The following is a 17,191-nucleotide window of genomic DNA, read 5'->3' on the forward strand; positions in this document are numbered from 1 at the left end:
CTGTAGACCTATTGATATGTCTAATAAACGCATTGCAAGAAGGGCTGAGTGAATGCCCTTTTGAGACTTTTTTTTCACCAATAATCAAAAGCGCTTTTTCCATATCACAAAGTATAATTTTCAGGATCAACAATAGCATCCCGAATGGATTTAGGAAGTTTTTTTAAAGATACTGATGCAATTTTTAACAAAATAGGTAAAACTTGCTTTGAATATACTTGTGAACTTGATATGGGAGCTAATTTCGGATAACCATATATACTAATACATCGTACTCCATTAACAGTATAAACTGGATCATTGTGCGCCGAGGGATGGCACGGTTCAATAGGGTTGGGATAATCTACAGCAAGATCTAAAATTACCGCACCTTTATTAAGAAGTGAAAACATCTCTTTAGTAATGAGATACTTTTTTTTATCCCTCTTTCCTTTGGGCCACTGGATACCATTAACTACAATATCTTTTCCTTTAACAAATTGTTTTATATAAGCATATTCTTGTTTTCTCAAAATTTTGACCTTAGCGCCTAAACCAAAGGCTACTTTCAAAGCACCGGAAGCAACAGAACCGTAGCCTAAAACTAAAACATGACAATCAGAAGGGGTTTTTTCTGCAAGATGAAAAGCCATGATCATTCCCTGTTCACCGGACATATCCGAACAGCGGATAAGACGTTCACCGGCCCTATTACGGATCATCTCCATGGCAATAGCCTTAGCATTTCTCTCCTTCAACGCCTTAATATAATGCGGGTTTTGCTCGGCATGAAGCATAGAGAACAAAAGATTATTGTGAAGTAATTTAAATTCTTGAACTAAAGGCGGTTTGAGTTTAACCACAATGGATTTATTAAAAATTGTCTTACGATCAAGGACTACTTTCGCTCCGGCCTGCCTATATTCATCATCACTCACGTATATACCATTCCCCAGGCCTTTCTCTACAAACACCCGATGACCTGCTTCTACTAATCTATTAACCTCTTTAGGTAAAAGAATTACTCTTCTCTCAAAATTCTTTGTTCCATTTTCTTTGAGTATTCCTATATCCATAATTTTTTTATCTCTTATATAAAAATTTCATTTTTTTTAAGTTTTGCTTCAAGTGTTACCAATTTGAATCATTATACATTGTTATTCAAAAATTACCATAATTAACACAAAATATGTTACACTACTCAAAATATTTATCCAATTAGAATATCTATTACTGTGCCTATTGATCAACTAAATGTTCAGATATAGATTTTCTTTACAACTTTACTGATTCTAACCAGATAAATATGGTTAGATTAAGAGACTATTTCATGATTTTCTTCAAAAAAGATATATACTGAATAGCATCAACCGGACAAACATTCAAACAACGAGCACAACTAAAACAATCTGCTGGTGATTTTTTGCCGTTAACTCTCCCTTCTGCAGCTTCCAGGGGACATGCTCTTATGCAGGCACCGCATTGGGTACACTTCTCTTTGTCAATCTGAACATGAAAAATACTAAACCGCTCAGCCACCCAAGAAACAAGGCCAAAAGGACAGATTAGCTGACAGAATGGACGATAGATAATAAGTGATACCAATAAAGCAATAACAACTGTCAGCAAGATACTGAATGTCTCGAAATCAAGATTAAATAGATTAAAAGGGTTGAGATAATGATAAATTACAAACCCTCTGCGTCCTCCGATAATTCCAAACAGGAAAATAAGCACAATAATAAAAAGAGATACACGGATTGTGTTTGTGAATATAAATGGAAGCTTCTTCTTTTTAACTTTTTGAAAAATTGGCATATTGTAAACAAGCTCTTGTAAAGCGCCGAAAGGGCACGCCCAGCCACAGATAATCTTATTTCCAATAACAGCAAGTACGATGAAAAAACTAAAGGCAATTATTTTGACCACTGGATCAGGATAGATCCCCACCATAGACTTAAATACCTTCACGATACTCTCCATTGGGTTAGGCGATTTGCCAAGAAGAAATCCAGCTACTGCTACAGAAAGCAGGAGAGAGATAATATGTGGAGTACAAGGGTACCAATGACGGCGATTCTCAATGTTCGAACCATCGGGACGTCCAAGCTTTACAAGAAATACAAATCCCCATATAAACAATGCGGCATAAACATAATATTTGAGGATGGAATCACGGTGAGAGAGAATATGCTCAGCGGCATGATCAAGTTCTTCACGTATTATACCCAACATTCGAACTGGTTTTTCTTTAGAAACGTCGAGCGATAGCTCAAGCTCCCTGGCAAGACCCTTACCTGTAATTCCAAGCTTAGGAGCAATATCTCGAATAGACATGTTAATATTAAAATTATTTGCTTCTTTTAACTCGCCCGGTGAATCCATCAAAATTCCAAGAGCTATAATTACAAATATCCCTATTAAGGTTAAAAACAACCAAATTCGTTGTTTAAAAGAAATTTGTGAGAACCAAGAACTAATAATCATTTACTCCTCCTTCAGTTTTTAATCTTTTATATCTCTTGGTTAAATCCAAATTGGTTTCAACAACTTTCGTTACAAAATCTTTTATTTCTTTATCTGCATATTTTAACCTCTTTACATCTTCTTCGCTCCTTATTACCTTACCATTCTCTACTACTCTCCCTGCCGGAATATTAACTCCATCCACTACTACCAAATGTTTAATAACTACATCTTGATCAAGTTCAGAATCAAAAATAACCGAGCCGAACCCAATAAAACACCTTTTGCTAATCTTGCAAGGGCCATGAATTATGCAGCCATGGGTTAAAGAGACGCTTTCTTCTATTAAAACTGAGGTATTTTCTAGGGCGTGAATTATTACCCTATCCTGAATATTACAGTTATCTTTAATGATTATTGAACTTCCCGGTTCATCTGCTCTGATAACTGCCCCCGGACCAACGAAGAGATGCCTACCTATGCTTACCTTACCGATTATTACTGCTGTAGGATCAATGTAAGCACTCTTATCTATTTGTGGATAATCGCCTTGAGGATTTCGCATCTTAATTAATTTTAACCCCTCTTCCTCTCAGCCAAAAAGATAACGTGTTTTAATTCTTCCTCGCCTTTTGCCTCAAGCCATTTCTTTTCAAAATCCTGACTTTGGACAATCGTAGCGATAGCCGCCAAAAACTTTAAATGTAAAACGCGCTCGCCAGAAGAACTTACAAGAATAAAGGCAGTATGAACTAACTGATCTTTGGGAAAAATAATTCCTGCTCGCGCTCGAACCAGAACCAATCTGTTAACGTCATTACCGCTAACAAAAATATGAGGAATGGCTAATCCTTTTGCTATTACTGTACTTGATTCCTTTTCCCTCTCTATAAACTTATTGAAAAGCTCTTCGGAATTCAAGTTTAGACTTTTGCCTAAACCAAGCGAAACTTCTTTAAAAAAATCTCCTAACTTTAAAGACCCCTCTATATCCAAAAACATGCTTTCCTCAACAAGATTATAGAATTTTTGTCCAATAATACCCTCCCTTTGAACAACAATATCCTTAAGCTCTGTAAGAAGATTATCTGAAGATAGCTCTTTATCCTTAACTGTCAGCTTTTCCAAAACATAAATCAAAGCAGAGTCCTGCGCTGCTCTTTTCTGGGCATAGATTTTATACCAGATAAATCCTAATAGAAAAAACACTGTAGTTAGAAATGCAATAAACGATCCCATCTCAATTAGAAGAAACCCTCCCCCTAATATTCCTAAGATCTGCAAGTAGGGATAGAAAGGAGAATGAAATTTCGGCCTATAGCTTAAAATTTTACTCTCCCTAAATAAAATCACGGTTAGATTAGCTAAGATATAAAGCAAAATTAATATGCTTGAGGCAACTTTAACCAGCAATTCCAACCTGAAAAACAAAATAGCAAAAACCATAAAAGCACCAGTAAAGAAAATAGAGATATAAGGTGTGTTGAATTTAAAGCTTATTTTTTGAAAAACAGCTGGTAAAAGCTTATCTCTACTCATACCTAAAGGATATCTTGAGGCAGTCATAATTCCTGCATTAGCAGTAGAGATAAAAGCCAAAAACGCCCCTATGCTTATAACAATTTTCAAAACATCTCCGCCAAAAACTGCTGCCCCGTCTGAAATTGGAGTAAGGGTTCCTTCTAAACCTTCAGGATTTAAAACCCCTATAGTTACAAAGATAACTAAAACATAAAAAATAGAAGTTACAACAAGAGAAAGAATCATACCTAAGGGCAAATTTCTACCCGGGTTCTTTGTCTCTTCAGCTAAAGCAGCTACCTTAGTTAAACCACCATAAGAGATAAAAACAAAACTAGCTGTAGCAAATATAGAACCTATCCCTTTAGAAAAGAATGGCGAAAAATTCACGGGGTTAACTGTTTTTACACCCCAAAAAACATAGCTAAGTAGTATACATAGGAGTCCTAAGACTAAAAATACCTGAAATCTCCCAGCCTCTTTTACCCCCATCAGATTTAAAGCAATAAAAAACACGCATAACCAAAAAGCAATAACATTTATAGATAAGGGAGTTATTATACTTAAATAAGCACCCATACCTACTAAAGCAAATGCTCCCTTTAAACTCAAAGAGAACCAGGTACTGAAACCGGCAAGGGTCCCCAGGAGAGGGCCAAATCCTCTCATGATATAAAAATAGTCTCCTCCAGCCTTAGGCATGGCTGTGGTTAATTCTGCCATGCTTAAAAGTGCAGGAAGGCAAAAAATTCCTGCTATTATGTAAGATATAATGACTGCAGGGCCTGCCAAAGCAAAAGCTAATCCAGGCAGAATAAATAACCCTGAACTAATCATTGCCCCAGTTGCTACACAGAAAACATTTAAAAGAGTGAGCTCTTTTTTTAACTCCTTTTCCATTTTTAATCCACCTCTTTTTTATCACTATATTATATCTTGTCAAATATCGCAAGTTATTTAGGGAAAGGGGCTTTGAACACAGGCAGAAGCTCAAAAGGCTACACCGAAACAAGTTTAATGTATTACTTAGCCGCCTTACCTCTTAAATCGTGGAATTTGATAAATTTCATGGGGCAGCCAGCTAAAAAAAGAAATTTTTATATATTGTAAAACCCATATAAAAGATCTGTTGGCAGATGTTTTAATATCGCCTCTACCCTAGCAATAAAACAACTGTTATTAATACAGTCACCTATTTTAATAGTAAAAACTTTTTGATAATTTATATAGGTAATACTGTATTTTCATTTATTAGTTTTTACATTTTATCCAACACTAATTTTTAGATAAGAATTCACAAGCTCTTCTTTTTTCTTTCTACTCATCCTCTTTATCTCTAACTCTTTCATGAATGCTCTTTTAAAATATTTATACTTCTTAACCCAGGTTAATTTGACCGGTCTTCTATCTTTTGTATATTTAGCCCCTTTACCGCTATTATGCAGCTTTATACGCGCTTCAATATTATTTGTATAGCCGGTATAATAAGTTTTATCTTTACACTCCAGGATATAGACGTAGAAGCTATCTCTGCGTTTTATTTTACCCCGCATAGTTAAATAGCTTCTGATCTGTTTTTATCAATATAGCCAATCAGCAACTCCCTCTCCCTATCATTGGGCTCTGATTCTCTTAAATATTCTAAGGCCCTGGAGAAATCTCCTTTTATAGCATAATGTAATGCCAATAAAAAAGAGCTATCGACAGGGATTAGCAGAGATATCTCATTATCCAAAGAACTCAAAGACAGATTTTTGAGGCTTGCAGAGACCACGCAATCCTCATTGTCAAACATTTTCTCTCCATTAAATCCCTGCTGCAATCTATTCAGAATGCCTGCCTCCAATAAATACAAGCCTAATAGCTCATAGATATTGGGAGCTTCTACTCTTTTTAACCTGACTATATTTAATGCTTCATTATAAGTTACTTGCCTTAATCCATCTTTTAAGAAGAAGGATGTAACGATGTTGAGAGGCTGCTGTTCTCTCTCTGGCATAATATTCAGCCTCTCTCTCTTTTCTCTTAAATCAGCCCTGAATCTATTTAACTGACTTAAAGCATACTTTTTAGTGTTGCAATCAAAACTAACATCTACCCCTGTTCTCTGACGAAGAAACGATAAGAAACTCTTAAATTCAACTGATATGTTCTTTTTTAACTCTATGAATCTTTTAATGTTGAGAGATTCTATATTATTTTCACTCAATAGAAAAGATATATAATCAGAGTCAAAATCTTCAACATAACATATAAAATCAAAAGGAATCTGTAATTTCCAATCGTCGAAAGACTTTAAATATTCATCCCAGAAGCGAGTAAAAACCTCATATTTAGGTATCTCCTTTCGATAAAAAAACTTCTCCTCAAGACTGCAAGGTGAAGGATATGATCGGTTAAAATACTTCAAAACATACTTAAGGTCTATAGAATAAATATCCCCTTTTTTATCTAAAATCAGATGATAGAATGCATCTTCTCTCTTATCTATTAACCAATGGAAAATGTGTAATTTTATTATCTCTTCTTGCTTCTGCCTCATGATTAATGGGTCCACCAAATCAATGCTTCTATCGGCTTCAATAAATCTTTGAATAGAGCCATTGATATTTCTACCATTTATAACCAGGGAGAGACGAAAAATTTCAGGGCTATCTATCCCAAAAATATAGGCCAATTTGGCAGCAGTCAAAGCCTTCCCTGATTCTCCCTGTTTAAACAACCATAGGTTGCCATCAGAACCCCGAAGAAAGAATTTAACGCTCTCCCCTCCTAATATCGGCTGATCGTCGGCTATCTCAAAAATTAATCTATTTAAAAACAGTTTGTCAATTCTCTGAATAGAATCATAGATTTTAATAATCTCTGAGATAGAACCATTATAGCTTCGCTTCTCTATCAAACAAAAAACTATAACAACAAAAAGAACTGTAAATATACAAAAGAAGCTGTATAAAGCTCTCTGAATGTTATTTTTATTATATCTCAATTTATCGCTTTAAGTAATATTACAACTTTTCCATACAATGCCTATAAGAGTAAACATTTAAACAAATAGTATTTTGAGTAATCATTGAACCTTTTTAGCAATTATCAGAAACAGACTAAACTTTCCCATCTTTCCTCTATCGTCAGGCTTTACTACTTTAGCTGCTGTAGTATCGTAAACATCACAAAAACTCACTTCTTTTAAAAGTCCCTTCAAATTCTCTCTATCAAATCCATAATGAAAAAGTCCATCCTGATTATTATGGTACCTACCATCCTCTTTATCTAAATCTGAGATGCAGAGATAACCTGGGCTTTTTAGTAATCGATAAAACTTTACAAGAAGAGAGCCTACATCTTCTATATGGTGAAGCGTCATATTAGTTACTATTAGATCATACTCTCCTCTTAAGATACCTTCAGCCTCAATATCAAAGCAGAGTGTTTTCGTATTTTTTATACCTTCTCGCTCAATCTTGCTATTTAAAACGTTGAGCATGCCTTCTGAGCTATCAACCCCCACTATAGAACGCACAAAAGGCTGCAGTTTAAGGGTAAAGAGACCGGTGCCGCACCCAAAATCAAGGATATCCATATCAGACCGCAGCACAATATGGCTTGATAAAACATCAAAGAGATCATCTCTAAGTTTTAAACGTACCGGATTATCATCCCAAAAAGCAGCCTCTTTATCGAAATCTCTCTTCTCTTTATGCATTGTAGCTACCGGTTATTGCAAAAGTGTTTTTCATGATGAATATTATAACAACAGAGGCTAAAAGAGTAAAACAGGCCTATTGAGCTGAAAGGGAGACTCCCATTTTTTTAAGCATTTTCATTAACCTGGCAAGCGGTAAACCGACTACATTATAGAAACAACCCTCAATACGCTCAATAAAAACTGCACCCAAACCCTGGATATCAAATGCCCCTGCTTTATCCAGCGGATCAACCTTCTTAAAATAACCTGCTATATCCTGATCAGACAGTTGATGCATAAAGATCTCTGTCTTCTCATAGCCTACCTCTTTCGATCCACCGCAGAGATTGATTACAGCCAAACCGCTATATACCCAGTAAGATTTTCGGGATATCTCTTTAAGCATAAGACGGGCTTGAGCAATATTGGCTGGCTTACCTATTATTTTATCACCGGATAAGACAACTGTATCCGCAGCGATGACTATTCCAGACTTAAACTTAGAGGCAACATCCTCTGCTTTCTTCAATGCATTAGAGATAACAAGATCTTCGGGCTTTGATTTTAATGCCCTCTCTTCTTTAACAGCTGGTACTACGACACTAAAATATAGTCCTACCTGTCTTAAAAGCTCCTTTCTCGCTTTTGATTCTGAAGCCAAAATAATTTTAACCATCCCCCGCGCTCCTTCCGGCAATATAACCTGTCGAGAAAGCCTGCTGGAGATTATAGCCTCCGCTTTTGGCACAGCCATCTATAATCTCACCCGCAAAATAAAGACCCGGAGCAATCTTTGACTCCATAGTTCTGGGATTAATCTCTTTTATAGATACCCCGCCATTGGTCACCATTGCACTATCAATAGCCAGAGAGCCTGTAACTGTTAAAGGCAGACCTTTTAAAAGCTGGATTATCCTCTGCCTCTCTCCTCGACTTAAAGTATTCACTTTTTTATCCTCAGATATACCTGAGATATAGAGAAAGACAGAGGCCATCCTCCTGGGTAATAGACTGCGGATAACATTTTTAATCTTCATCTTACTTTTAGACTCAATCTCTTTTAAGAGTCTTTTTTCAAGTCTCTCATTACTCAATCCCGGCTTGAGGTCAACTAACATATCGATCTGATCATACTTTTGAAGTAAAGAGACAACATCTGCACTCAAATCCAGTATCAGAGGACCAGAGACTCCAAAATGCGTAAAGATTATCTCTCCAACAGGAGAGACTATCTTCTTCCTCTTTTTACTCTCCTTAATCTTATCAAAGCTGAATATAACCCTGATATTCTTGAGTGATAACCCCTGCAATCTCTTAACCCAAATCTCTTCTGTCTTAAGCGGTACAAGCCCGGGTTTTAAAGGTATTATGGTATGGCCCAGTTTTTTAGCAAAATCAAAACCATCTCCAAGAGAACCTGTCATCTTATAAGAGGCCCCTCCTGTTGCAACAATTACCTTCTTAGCATAGACACTCTTATTATTTTTCAAACCTAAGCTAAAAAAATCACTCTCCCTGTTTATGCTCTTAAGAGGTGCATTGAAGAGAGTTTTTATATTCTTACTCTCTAAGATAGCTCTCTCTAATACTTCTACAACCGAAGATGATCTATCAGTAACAGGAAAGACACGTCCCTGCCTTTCAACCTTCATTTTGAGTCCTCTGTTTTTGAAAAAATAGATTAAATCATCGTTAAAGAAAGAGTTGAATGATTGCCTCAAGAAACGGCCCTGCTTACCAAATACCTCGATAAAACTATCGATATCGGCAGAGTTGGTAATATTACACCGCTTCTTACCGCTAAGTAGGATCTTATGGCCAATAGAGCTATTCCTTTCAACCAAAACGATGTTCTTACCGGATAAAGCGGCAGTTATAGCGGCTATAGAACCAGCTGCTCCACCACCGATAACAGCTATATCGTAACTATACAAAATAATATCTCCTCTATTCTTCTAAGATAGTACCTTTACATATGATAAGTATTAATATGAATTCTGTCCAGAAACAACAAATACTTTTAATCTATCAGGCGCCCAAAAGAACAGGTTAAAGACTTAAGCCGCAGTAAAAGGGAGATGCTTTTTTAGTTTTTCTTTAAGCAAAGCTGAGCATTAAAGCTGCTATTTGGATTTGCCCTGATTGGCTACACTCTGCATAGCTTTTTTGACCTCTTCCTCATCACCGAGATAGTAATGCTTTAACGGTTTTAGCCCGTCATCTAGTTCATAGATAAGAGGTATACCGGTTGGAATATTCAATTTCGGGATCTCTTCATCTGAGATATTATCCAAATACTTAACTAAAGCTCGCAAGCTATTTCCATGGGCAGCAATCATGATAGTATCTCTCTCTCTTAAGACAGACACTATCTCATTATGCCAATAAGGCAGGAACCTATCTACTGTGTTCTTTAAACACTCCGTAAGAGGAAGTTCATCTTCTGTTAAATCTTTATATTTAACCTCATTGCCGGGATACCTTGGATCCGTCTTCTCGAGAGCGGGAGGCGGAGCATCATAACTTCTTCTCCAGATATGAACCTGCTCTTCTCCAAACTTCGCAGCAGTCTCTTTCTTGTTTAAACCCTGCAAAGCTCCGTAATGCCTCTCATTTAACCTCCAGGAACGCTCAACCTTAACCCAGGTTAAATCCATCTTATCCAGTACTATCCAGAGTGTCTTAATAGCCCGTTTTAAGACAGAGGTAAATGCAATATCGAAACTATAGCCTTCCTTCTTTAAAATCTCCCCCGCCCTCTCTGCCTCCTGAATACCATTCTCTGATAAGTCAACGTCTGTCCAGCCTGTAAACCTGTTATCTTTATTCCAGATGCTCTCTCCATGCCTTAAGAGTATAAGCTTCTTCATCTCTAATAATCTCCTTTTTTAAAATATTATCTAATTAACTCAATACATTATATGAAATATTATAATTACAGCAACCATTAATTAAATCAAAAAAACAATCTATCTTTAGTATTAAAACCTATATACCGGATAAAACAGAGTACTTGATCTTTCTAAACTCTCTTATAATCAAAGTACCCGTTATAAGAAGAGCTATTATATCGGTAGCAGGACCGCTGAGCCAGACACCTTCTAAGCTATATAGATGCGAAAGAACAAAAAGAACAGGAATAAAAATAACCATCTGCCTTAACAACCCAAGGAATACAGCATAACCTCCTTTACCGATAGACTGGAAGAATCGCGTACCTAAAATGTGGATAGTCGCAAAAGGACTCATAACCAAAAATACCCTAAGAGCATGACTGCTCAATCCAATAAGCTCACTATCACTTTTTGAGAATAGCCCGGAGATAGGCCTTACAAAGAACCAGATAGCCAGAACTATTAAGAGTGTAATCAGAAATCCGCTTAAAGAAGCATAAAAAAATGTGTCTCTAACACGCTTATATAGTTTAGCCCCATAATTATAACCAACGATAGGCTGTATCCCGGCCGCTATACCAAAAGAGAGCATCCTGACAATCGAGCCTATAGAGAAAACAACACCCAAAGCAGCGATAGCAATCTCACCGCCATGGAGAATGAGCCTCTTATTTAAAAAAGCAATCTGAATACTGCCTGCGATATTGGCTAAAGCAGGTGATAGACCCAAAACAGATATCTTTTTGAAATTAACCAGATTTAGGCGCAGATGACTCCTGCGAATATGTAAGAGTCCTCTCTTTCTCATAACATAAAAAATTCCCATCAATGCAACAGCAGCCTCTGATATTATTGTTGCAAGAGCAGCACCTGAGATACCCATTGAAAAAACAAATATAAATAAATAATCGAGCAGAATATTTAAAAGCGTTCCAAAGACAATCATCAATGTTGCATATATTGGATTACCCTCTGCTCTTATAATAAATGTTAAAGTAAAACCATAGAAAAAGAATACCGCTCCGCTTATGAATATGCTTAAGTATTCACGTGCATATAAAAATGTCTCGGGACCAACAGAGAAAAAATCCAATATTCGGTCTTTAAACATAAGTCCCAAAAAAGAGGTTAAGAAACCAAGAAACGTTATAATAACAAGAGTATTACCAAAAATATCCTCTGCTCTCTTTTTATCCTTTTGACCCAGATATATTGATATTAGAGCAGATGAACCGCTAGCACAAAATATAGATAGAGCAAAGACTATATGGAGTACAGGAAAAGCAATAGTTACGCCTGCTAAGGCAAGTGGACCTATCCCGCGCCCTATAAATATTCTATCAACTATAATATATAAAGAGTGGAGAACTAGACTAAATATTGAAGGTAGAGAGAACTTAAGCAGAAGATATGCTATTGACCTCTGGCCCATCTCTTGTGCACGATTCATGATTAAATAATTAAAAAGATGTCAACTAAGGATTAATTTAAAATTAATTTTCTTTAAATTGTTGAAGATATTATTTTTTCTCTTTCACAAATAGGAGTGGAAATACTATATCGCTAATACAACAAGGAAGCCAGACAGCAAGAAACAAGAATATAAATACAACTATATAGCCAAGAGCATAAGAAGAGTCTCCTTTGGCCATCATAATGTGAAATAGAGATGCCCATGTGCTTAAAAGAACATGGCTGTAATGAGGTATCTTTGTTGAAGTTCTGAAATATGCTATCGCTATACCTATAATAGCCAGAGGATTCACTAGATACCACTTCTCAATAAATCCGATATGGATATGCCTGTGAGGCATATTAAGCCAAATCTCACTTATATAGGGAATTATGGAGTCACTTATTGTGGCAATACCTATAGAACCAAAATAACCTATAACGAGAAGAACAAAAATATTACATCTTATCTTATGAGTTTTACACTTATAGAGTCTATACATTGAGGCAGTAACTAAGGCACTGAAAAGCACATGTAAAGGATGTAAGAGATAAAAGATATTATAAGATACCTCTCTGGATATCCCGGAGAAGAGAACCATAAGAATAACACCCGACACTGCACCTAAAGCAGTAAAAGGTGCATGCTCTTTTAGTTCTCTAATAATAAGTTCAAACATAACTTTAGCACTATAAATCTTATTAATTTCTATTTCATTATTATTAAAATACTTTAAGCTGTCAATAGTACAGAATAGATATTAGAGAAGAGAGGGTTACTTTCTAAGTTTAACAGCACTCTCAATGGCTGCTATCACATCTAAAGGATTGAAAGGCTTTATCAGACATTCAGCGATACCGCAGATTGTCATATAGGTCTTATGCTCTTTTTCAGTATAGTAACCGGTAATACCGACGATAGGAATATTTTTTAGCTTACTGTTCTTACTTAGCGTATCCGCTATCTTAAAACCGCTTACCCCATCCATTCTTAAATCAAGTAAGATTACATCCGGTTTTAGCGATTGGATCTTTTTAAGAGCCTTCCTGCTTTCAGAGATAGCTATAGTTTCATAGCCGCTCAGTTGCAACATCTTGGAGATTTCATCTAAGAACTCCCTGTCATCGTCTATTACCATTACCTTGCTCATCTCTCTCTATCAAAACTTAGACTTTAATGCCTAAGACATCCTTAATAGTTTTAATCAACCTATCCATATCAATCGGTTTTGAAAAATACCCCTTAACTCCGCAATCTTTGATCCTTTCAATCTCAGCCTTTGAAGAAAGCACCGTAACAGCAATAATAGGTATACCTTGGGTCTCTTCATCCCTGTGTAATATATCGCAAACTTGAAAACCATCCAATCCTGGCATCTTAAAATCAAGAAGAATTAAATTCGGTCTCTGACGATACATCTTCATGCCGGCCTCAAAACCGCCGGCTGCAAAACCCAGTTCAAACCCAGAGCCGCTTAAAGCATCTTTATATTCCTCTAACGCCTCAGGGTCATCGTCTACCACGAGAATCTGCTTAAACTTCCTATGCATTAAATCAGGGATGGGTATCTCATACCTCTGCATAAATTCAATCAAATCTTCTTTTTTAACTCTTCTATGTCCGCCAGGGGTTGTATAAGCTTTAAGTATACCCTCCTTGACCCAATTTATAACTGTCGTATGGTGAGCATTGCAGACACGTGCAGCCTGATATGTTGAAAATACTTCTCTATTCATAATATAATTAAAAAATATATTATAACTATTCTAACTCTTAACTAGGGCAATGGCAAGAAAAAATAACTCAATCAGGGATACCATCAACCTGAACGCGCATTTATGAAAGAGAATACTGCCCGCCTCTCTTGCGGTGCAATACTTCTAAATGATATACCGAACCTATGCAGGTCTTCTCTAAAAGGAAGATTATAGCAAACCTCACCCATGATACTTACAGGACTATAGCGTTCAGTCTCTCTCGCCCCCAGATTAACCAAGGTAAATTTTGTCTCGATACTGGTCCTAGGAGAAAAATCGTAGTCCGATATAAATCCTGCTCCGCCTTCGCTTATATCGAACATTTTAACAACAATATCTCTGGGCTCAACAACGGTTCTAGACTTAAAAAGCTCCTGAGTTGTACATACTGCGGTAAAACTTACCTTAAATCTCTCATGTCTTCTTCTTTCAATCCCTAAAGAATCTGACTCCATATTGAATTTCAACCTCCAATCAACATTATAAATCCGGAGCTAATTTTTACAATAAAAAAATATTAATCAACCTCACAAAGTTTTGACCTTATATTTTCAAGCTTACCGAAACATATCAGGGTATCATCCTGCATTATCTTCATGCTAGCCTGAGGATTTGGTATCGTCTCTCTGTTTCTCTCTATTGCAAGCACGGTTATATCCCAACTTCTAAGATTAGATTCCTGCAAAGTCTTATCTATCACAGGACTACTATCGCATATCTTTATACTGGATATACCATATCCGCCAGTTGATATGACCAGCTCTTCAAACGATATACGCTTAACCATATCTCTATTTATTATTCTTGTTCTGATTGCCCTGGTCAATTTGCGGGAAATATTTGTCTTATTAAAGATTTTATAGCCAAAATAAAGTACGGAGACTATAATTGCCACATTCAGAAGGGGTAATACTTGATAAGGCACAACTGAACCTATGAAAGGAATATTAAACTCCAGAACATCCGATCTCAAAGAGTTGGCAAAAGTAGCTATAAGAGAGACTAGCCCGGCATTGCCAAGCACCATAAGAACCGAAGCAATACGCCGTCTCTGTGAATTAGCAGTAATAAGCTCAGACTCTCTGGTTGTAAAACCTGTCCCGGTAAAACAGGAGAGTGCCTGAAACTTTGCAAGCGACCAGTCAACTCCGGTAAGCTCAAAGGCAATAGCTCCAATTCTAACAGCTATGAAGGATATAACCAGAATAACAAAAAACAATAATAGATTCATAAGTCCTCCCTTAGTTAACAAAAATATTATATCTGGATATAAAACAAAATGGAAGGAATATAAAAACGGGGTAGAAAAAATATCTACCCCGAATTAAATCAACTCTATTTTAGAGCGTTCTTCAAGCCAGCTCCTGCTTTAAATACAGGTGCTTTTCTTGCAGCTATCTGAATAGTCTCGCCTGTTCTAGGATTTCTACCTATTCTCGCTTTTCTCTGAGAAACCTTAAAAGTTCCAAAACCTGCGATTGAAATAGAGTCACCTCTCTTTAAAGCAGCAACGATGCTATCCAAGACAACATCTACAGCCTGAGAAGCTGCTTTTTTTGTACAAGTTACTTTGGATACTGCTTCCACCAAATCACCCTTATTCATCCTTACACCTCCTTTATCTTCGTAGGATTAGGAAAACATTTTATGACTTATAGCGGTTAAAGTCAATAGTTCTATTATCAAACAGAAATAGAATTACCATTTTTCTTGCAGGGCAACTTAGAGCACCCAGTCCAACACTGCAGACAGAGCTTCTCTTTGGGCAACCCTATTGCTTTAACCATGTCCTCCATAGCTTGATAACGTAAACTGCTGACTCCTGTATCCTCTCTCACCCAATCAACCATCTTCCTATGTTTATCTGTCTCAGAATCAAGATACTCAGTCAGATCATCTATATCCTTACCCTCTATATCTTTTATAGCACGCCTGGCTACCAACTCTTTTGTAGTCCGGGTTGAGATATTATATTTACAAGGGAACATAAGCGGAGGAGATGCCACCCTGACATGGATCTCAGAAGCACCTGAATTCCAGAGCTTCGTTATCGCAAAATTTTTAAGCTGAGTACCCCTGACAATAGAATCCTCACAGAGAACTATCTTATTACCCTCAACAATATCACGGATAGGAATAAGCTTCATCGTGGCTATAATATCTCTCATAGATTGATTGGAAGGAGTATAGGACCTGCCATAACCGGGGGTATACTTAACAAGCGGGCGGCGGAAAGAAACTTTAGACTCCATAGCATAACCAATTGCATGAGCAGTACCGGAATCAGGAACGCCGCAGACAAGATCGGGCTTTAAATCTTTGTCTCTCTGAGCTAAAAGACGACCGCTGCGCTCTCTGGCAACTTCAACATTTATACCTTCGTAATTTGAGGCAGGAAAACCCGTATATATCCAAAGAAAAGAGCATATCTGCATATCATCTCTCGGCTCTGATTTTAAAGTCAACCCACTCCTGTTGATCAAGACTATCTCTCCAGGCTCAAGATACTTAACGATCTCAAAGCCAAGATTGTGAAATGCCGTAGTCTCAGTCGTCACAGCCCAGGAAGAATCCTTCTTCCCGACTACCAATGGAGAATAACCCAGCCTATCTCTCGCAGCATAGATACCGTCCTCATTTACAATAAGAAGAGAGCAAGCCCCGTCGATCAGCTCAAATAATTTTTCAATTCCGGAAACAAAGCAGCTCTCTCTTGCAATAAGCTTGGCAACTAATTCTGTCATGTTTATGCCGCCCTTCGTAACCTCGCTTAATGTAATACCGTCTTCAAACATTCCATCAGCCAGAGATTGGGCATTGACAAGATTACCGTTGGTAACTATGCAGAAAGAACCTAATTTGGAGTTTTGAAAGATCGGCTGCTCATCAGAATCGCTTACTACACCCAGACCCCTATCTCCTTTGACACTTTCTATCTCATCATAAAATTTAGATTTAAACTGGCTCTGGCTTATACTATGGATTCTACGGAAAAAACCGTCTTCTCCCGAAATAGCAATACCGCCATACTCTGCCCCCAGATGCGAATGGTAGTCCACTCCGTAAACCAAATCCTGAGAACAATCTTTTTTTGAAATAACACCAAAGATTCCGCTCATTCCATCCCCCGATCTTTTAAATTAAATAAGAACTACCATACCTAATACTCCAGCATTATACAGCAGATGGAATGAATATCCATAAAAATTTTGGGAAATTTGAAAAAAATGGATTTTTGACTTAATTCATACAATCCGGATCAGCCAAAAACAGCCTTATCTTCTCTGCTTCACTTGAAGGAAGATCCCAATCTCTAATCATTCTCAGAATAACCTCTTCCCGGGATTCTCTTCCCTGGTTACAGTGAGAGATACTCTTGATTCGACTCTTTAAATATTCAGTTACATACCAGTAGTTAACATACTTCATAGCT

Annotated in this window: 19 protein-coding genes; all 19 read right to left on the reverse strand. The window is 37.0% G+C overall.

Annotation, left to right across the window (positions count from 1 at the left end; translation table 11 throughout):
- Positions 1 to 104: 104 nt before the first annotated feature.
- The 19 genes from P9L98_01695 to P9L98_01785 all read right to left on the reverse strand — a co-directional run bounded on the left by P9L98_01695 (position 105) and on the right by P9L98_01785 (position 17,187).
- Positions 105 to 1,055 carry a hypothetical protein gene (locus tag P9L98_01695; GenBank protein ID MDP8216020.1) on the reverse strand — a complete coding sequence of 317 codons (951 nt, stop codon included), beginning with the start codon at positions 1,053 to 1,055 and terminating at the stop codon, positions 105 to 107.
- Between the two features lie 247 nt (positions 1,056 to 1,302).
- Positions 1,303 to 2,466 (reverse strand): 4Fe-4S binding protein, encoded by a 1,164-nt coding sequence (locus P9L98_01700; GenBank protein ID MDP8216021.1) that lies wholly within the window; start codon positions 2,464 to 2,466, stop codon positions 1,303 to 1,305.
- Positions 2,456 to 3,010, reverse strand: coding sequence for a carbonate dehydratase (locus P9L98_01705; GenBank protein MDP8216022.1), 555 nt, complete (start codon positions 3,008 to 3,010; stop codon positions 2,456 to 2,458). The genes P9L98_01700 and P9L98_01705 overlap by 11 nt, the downstream gene beginning before the upstream one ends.
- A gap of 11 nt (positions 3,011 to 3,021) precedes the next feature.
- Entirely contained in the window at positions 3,022 to 4,866 is a 1,845-nt protein-coding gene (locus tag P9L98_01710; protein MDP8216023.1) for an amino acid permease, read from the reverse strand.
- Between the two features lie 365 nt (positions 4,867 to 5,231).
- Positions 5,232 to 5,519, reverse strand: coding sequence for a GIY-YIG nuclease family protein (locus tag P9L98_01715; GenBank protein MDP8216024.1), 288 nt, complete (start codon positions 5,517 to 5,519; stop codon positions 5,232 to 5,234).
- 2 nt (positions 5,520 to 5,521) lie between these two features.
- Positions 5,522 to 6,868, reverse strand: a complete 1,347-nt coding sequence (locus P9L98_01720) for a hypothetical protein (GenBank protein ID MDP8216025.1) — start codon at positions 6,866 to 6,868, stop codon at positions 5,522 to 5,524.
- Between the two features lie 168 nt (positions 6,869 to 7,036).
- A complete protein-coding gene (locus P9L98_01725) occupies positions 7,037 to 7,672 on the reverse strand; it encodes a class I SAM-dependent methyltransferase (GenBank protein MDP8216026.1) in 636 nt (211 codons plus the stop codon).
- A gap of 76 nt (positions 7,673 to 7,748) precedes the next feature.
- A complete protein-coding gene (locus tag P9L98_01730) occupies positions 7,749 to 8,330 on the reverse strand; it encodes a Maf family protein (protein MDP8216027.1) in 582 nt (193 codons plus the stop codon).
- On the reverse strand, positions 8,323 to 9,588 hold the full coding sequence (locus P9L98_01735; protein ID MDP8216028.1) for an NAD(P)/FAD-dependent oxidoreductase: 1,266 nt from the start codon (positions 9,586 to 9,588) through the stop codon (positions 8,323 to 8,325). The genes P9L98_01730 and P9L98_01735 overlap by 8 nt, the downstream gene beginning before the upstream one ends.
- Before the next feature lie 189 nt (positions 9,589 to 9,777).
- Positions 9,778 to 10,524 carry a 2,3-diphosphoglycerate-dependent phosphoglycerate mutase gene (gene gpmA / locus P9L98_01740; GenBank protein MDP8216029.1) on the reverse strand — a complete coding sequence of 249 codons (747 nt, stop codon included), beginning with the start codon at positions 10,522 to 10,524 and terminating at the stop codon, positions 9,778 to 9,780.
- 118 nt (positions 10,525 to 10,642) lie between these two features.
- Positions 10,643 to 11,998, reverse strand: coding sequence for an MATE family efflux transporter (locus P9L98_01745; GenBank protein MDP8216030.1), 1,356 nt, complete (start codon positions 11,996 to 11,998; stop codon positions 10,643 to 10,645).
- A gap of 70 nt (positions 11,999 to 12,068) precedes the next feature.
- Positions 12,069 to 12,680, reverse strand: coding sequence for a hypothetical protein (locus tag P9L98_01750; GenBank protein MDP8216031.1), 612 nt, complete (start codon positions 12,678 to 12,680; stop codon positions 12,069 to 12,071).
- Positions 12,681 to 12,776: 96 nt separating this feature from the next.
- Entirely contained in the window at positions 12,777 to 13,151 is a 375-nt protein-coding gene (locus P9L98_01755; GenBank protein ID MDP8216032.1) for a response regulator, read from the reverse strand.
- A 16-nt stretch (positions 13,152 to 13,167) separates the two neighbouring features.
- Positions 13,168 to 13,737: a response regulator gene (locus tag P9L98_01760; GenBank protein ID MDP8216033.1), complete on the reverse strand. Its 570-nt coding sequence runs from the start codon at positions 13,735 to 13,737 to the stop codon at positions 13,168 to 13,170.
- Positions 13,738 to 13,820: 83 nt separating this feature from the next.
- On the reverse strand, positions 13,821 to 14,213 hold the full coding sequence (locus tag P9L98_01765) for a PilZ domain-containing protein (GenBank protein MDP8216034.1): 393 nt from the start codon (positions 14,211 to 14,213) through the stop codon (positions 13,821 to 13,823).
- Between the two features lie 62 nt (positions 14,214 to 14,275).
- A complete protein-coding gene (locus tag P9L98_01770; protein ID MDP8216035.1) occupies positions 14,276 to 14,989 on the reverse strand; it encodes a TrkA C-terminal domain-containing protein in 714 nt (237 codons plus the stop codon).
- Between the two features lie 104 nt (positions 14,990 to 15,093).
- A complete protein-coding gene (locus P9L98_01775) occupies positions 15,094 to 15,363 on the reverse strand; it encodes an HU family DNA-binding protein (GenBank protein MDP8216036.1) in 270 nt (89 codons plus the stop codon).
- Positions 15,364 to 15,440: 77 nt separating this feature from the next.
- Positions 15,441 to 16,877 carry an amidophosphoribosyltransferase gene (locus P9L98_01780; GenBank protein ID MDP8216037.1) on the reverse strand — a complete coding sequence of 479 codons (1,437 nt, stop codon included), beginning with the start codon at positions 16,875 to 16,877 and terminating at the stop codon, positions 15,441 to 15,443.
- A gap of 121 nt (positions 16,878 to 16,998) precedes the next feature.
- Positions 16,999 to 17,187: a hypothetical protein gene (locus P9L98_01785; protein MDP8216038.1), complete on the reverse strand. Its 189-nt coding sequence runs from the start codon at positions 17,185 to 17,187 to the stop codon at positions 16,999 to 17,001.
- Positions 17,188 to 17,191: the final 4 nt, after the last annotated feature.

Source organism: Candidatus Kaelpia imicola, assembly GCA_030765505.1.
In the GTDB taxonomy this organism is placed as follows: Bacteria; Omnitrophota; Gorgyraeia; order Kaelpiales; family Kaelpiaceae; genus Kaelpia; species Kaelpia imicola.

Excerpts from the sequence above, each read along its gene's own strand:
- gpmA (MDP8216029.1), bottom strand. The coding sequence starts at position 10,524 with ATGAAGAAGCTTATACTCTTAAGGCATGGAGAGAGCATCTGGAATAAA.
- P9L98_01770 (MDP8216035.1), bottom strand. The coding sequence starts at position 14,989 with ATGAATCTATTATTGTTTTTTGTTATTCTGGTTATATCCTTCATAGCT.
- P9L98_01785 (MDP8216038.1), bottom strand. The coding sequence starts at position 17,187 with ATGAAGTATGTTAACTACTGGTATGTAACTGAATATTTAAAGAGTCGA.
- P9L98_01705 (MDP8216022.1), bottom strand. The coding sequence starts at position 3,010 with ATGCGAAATCCTCAAGGCGATTATCCACAAATAGATAAGAGTGCTTAC.
- P9L98_01715 (MDP8216024.1), bottom strand. The coding sequence starts at position 5,519 with ATGCGGGGTAAAATAAAACGCAGAGATAGCTTCTACGTCTATATCCTG.
- P9L98_01780 (MDP8216037.1), bottom strand. The coding sequence starts at position 16,877 with ATGAGCGGAATCTTTGGTGTTATTTCAAAAAAAGATTGTTCTCAGGAT.
- P9L98_01765 (MDP8216034.1), bottom strand. The coding sequence starts at position 14,213 with ATGGAGTCAGATTCTTTAGGGATTGAAAGAAGAAGACATGAGAGATTT.
- P9L98_01775 (MDP8216036.1), bottom strand. The coding sequence starts at position 15,363 with ATGAATAAGGGTGATTTGGTGGAAGCAGTATCCAAAGTAACTTGTACA.
- P9L98_01710 (MDP8216023.1), bottom strand. The coding sequence starts at position 4,866 with ATGGAAAAGGAGTTAAAAAAAGAGCTCACTCTTTTAAATGTTTTCTGT.
- P9L98_01760 (MDP8216033.1), bottom strand. The coding sequence starts at position 13,737 with ATGAATAGAGAAGTATTTTCAACATATCAGGCTGCACGTGTCTGCAAT.
- P9L98_01750 (MDP8216031.1), bottom strand. The coding sequence starts at position 12,680 with ATGTTTGAACTTATTATTAGAGAACTAAAAGAGCATGCACCTTTTACT.
- P9L98_01730 (MDP8216027.1), bottom strand. The coding sequence starts at position 8,330 with ATGGTTAAAATTATTTTGGCTTCAGAATCAAAAGCGAGAAAGGAGCTT.
- P9L98_01745 (MDP8216030.1), bottom strand. The coding sequence starts at position 11,998 with ATGAATCGTGCACAAGAGATGGGCCAGAGGTCAATAGCATATCTTCTG.
- P9L98_01695 (MDP8216020.1), bottom strand. The coding sequence starts at position 1,055 with ATGGATATAGGAATACTCAAAGAAAATGGAACAAAGAATTTTGAGAGA.
- P9L98_01700 (MDP8216021.1), bottom strand. The coding sequence starts at position 2,466 with ATGATTATTAGTTCTTGGTTCTCACAAATTTCTTTTAAACAACGAATT.
- P9L98_01755 (MDP8216032.1), bottom strand. The coding sequence starts at position 13,151 with ATGAGCAAGGTAATGGTAATAGACGATGACAGGGAGTTCTTAGATGAA.
- P9L98_01725 (MDP8216026.1), bottom strand. The coding sequence starts at position 7,672 with ATGCATAAAGAGAAGAGAGATTTCGATAAAGAGGCTGCTTTTTGGGAT.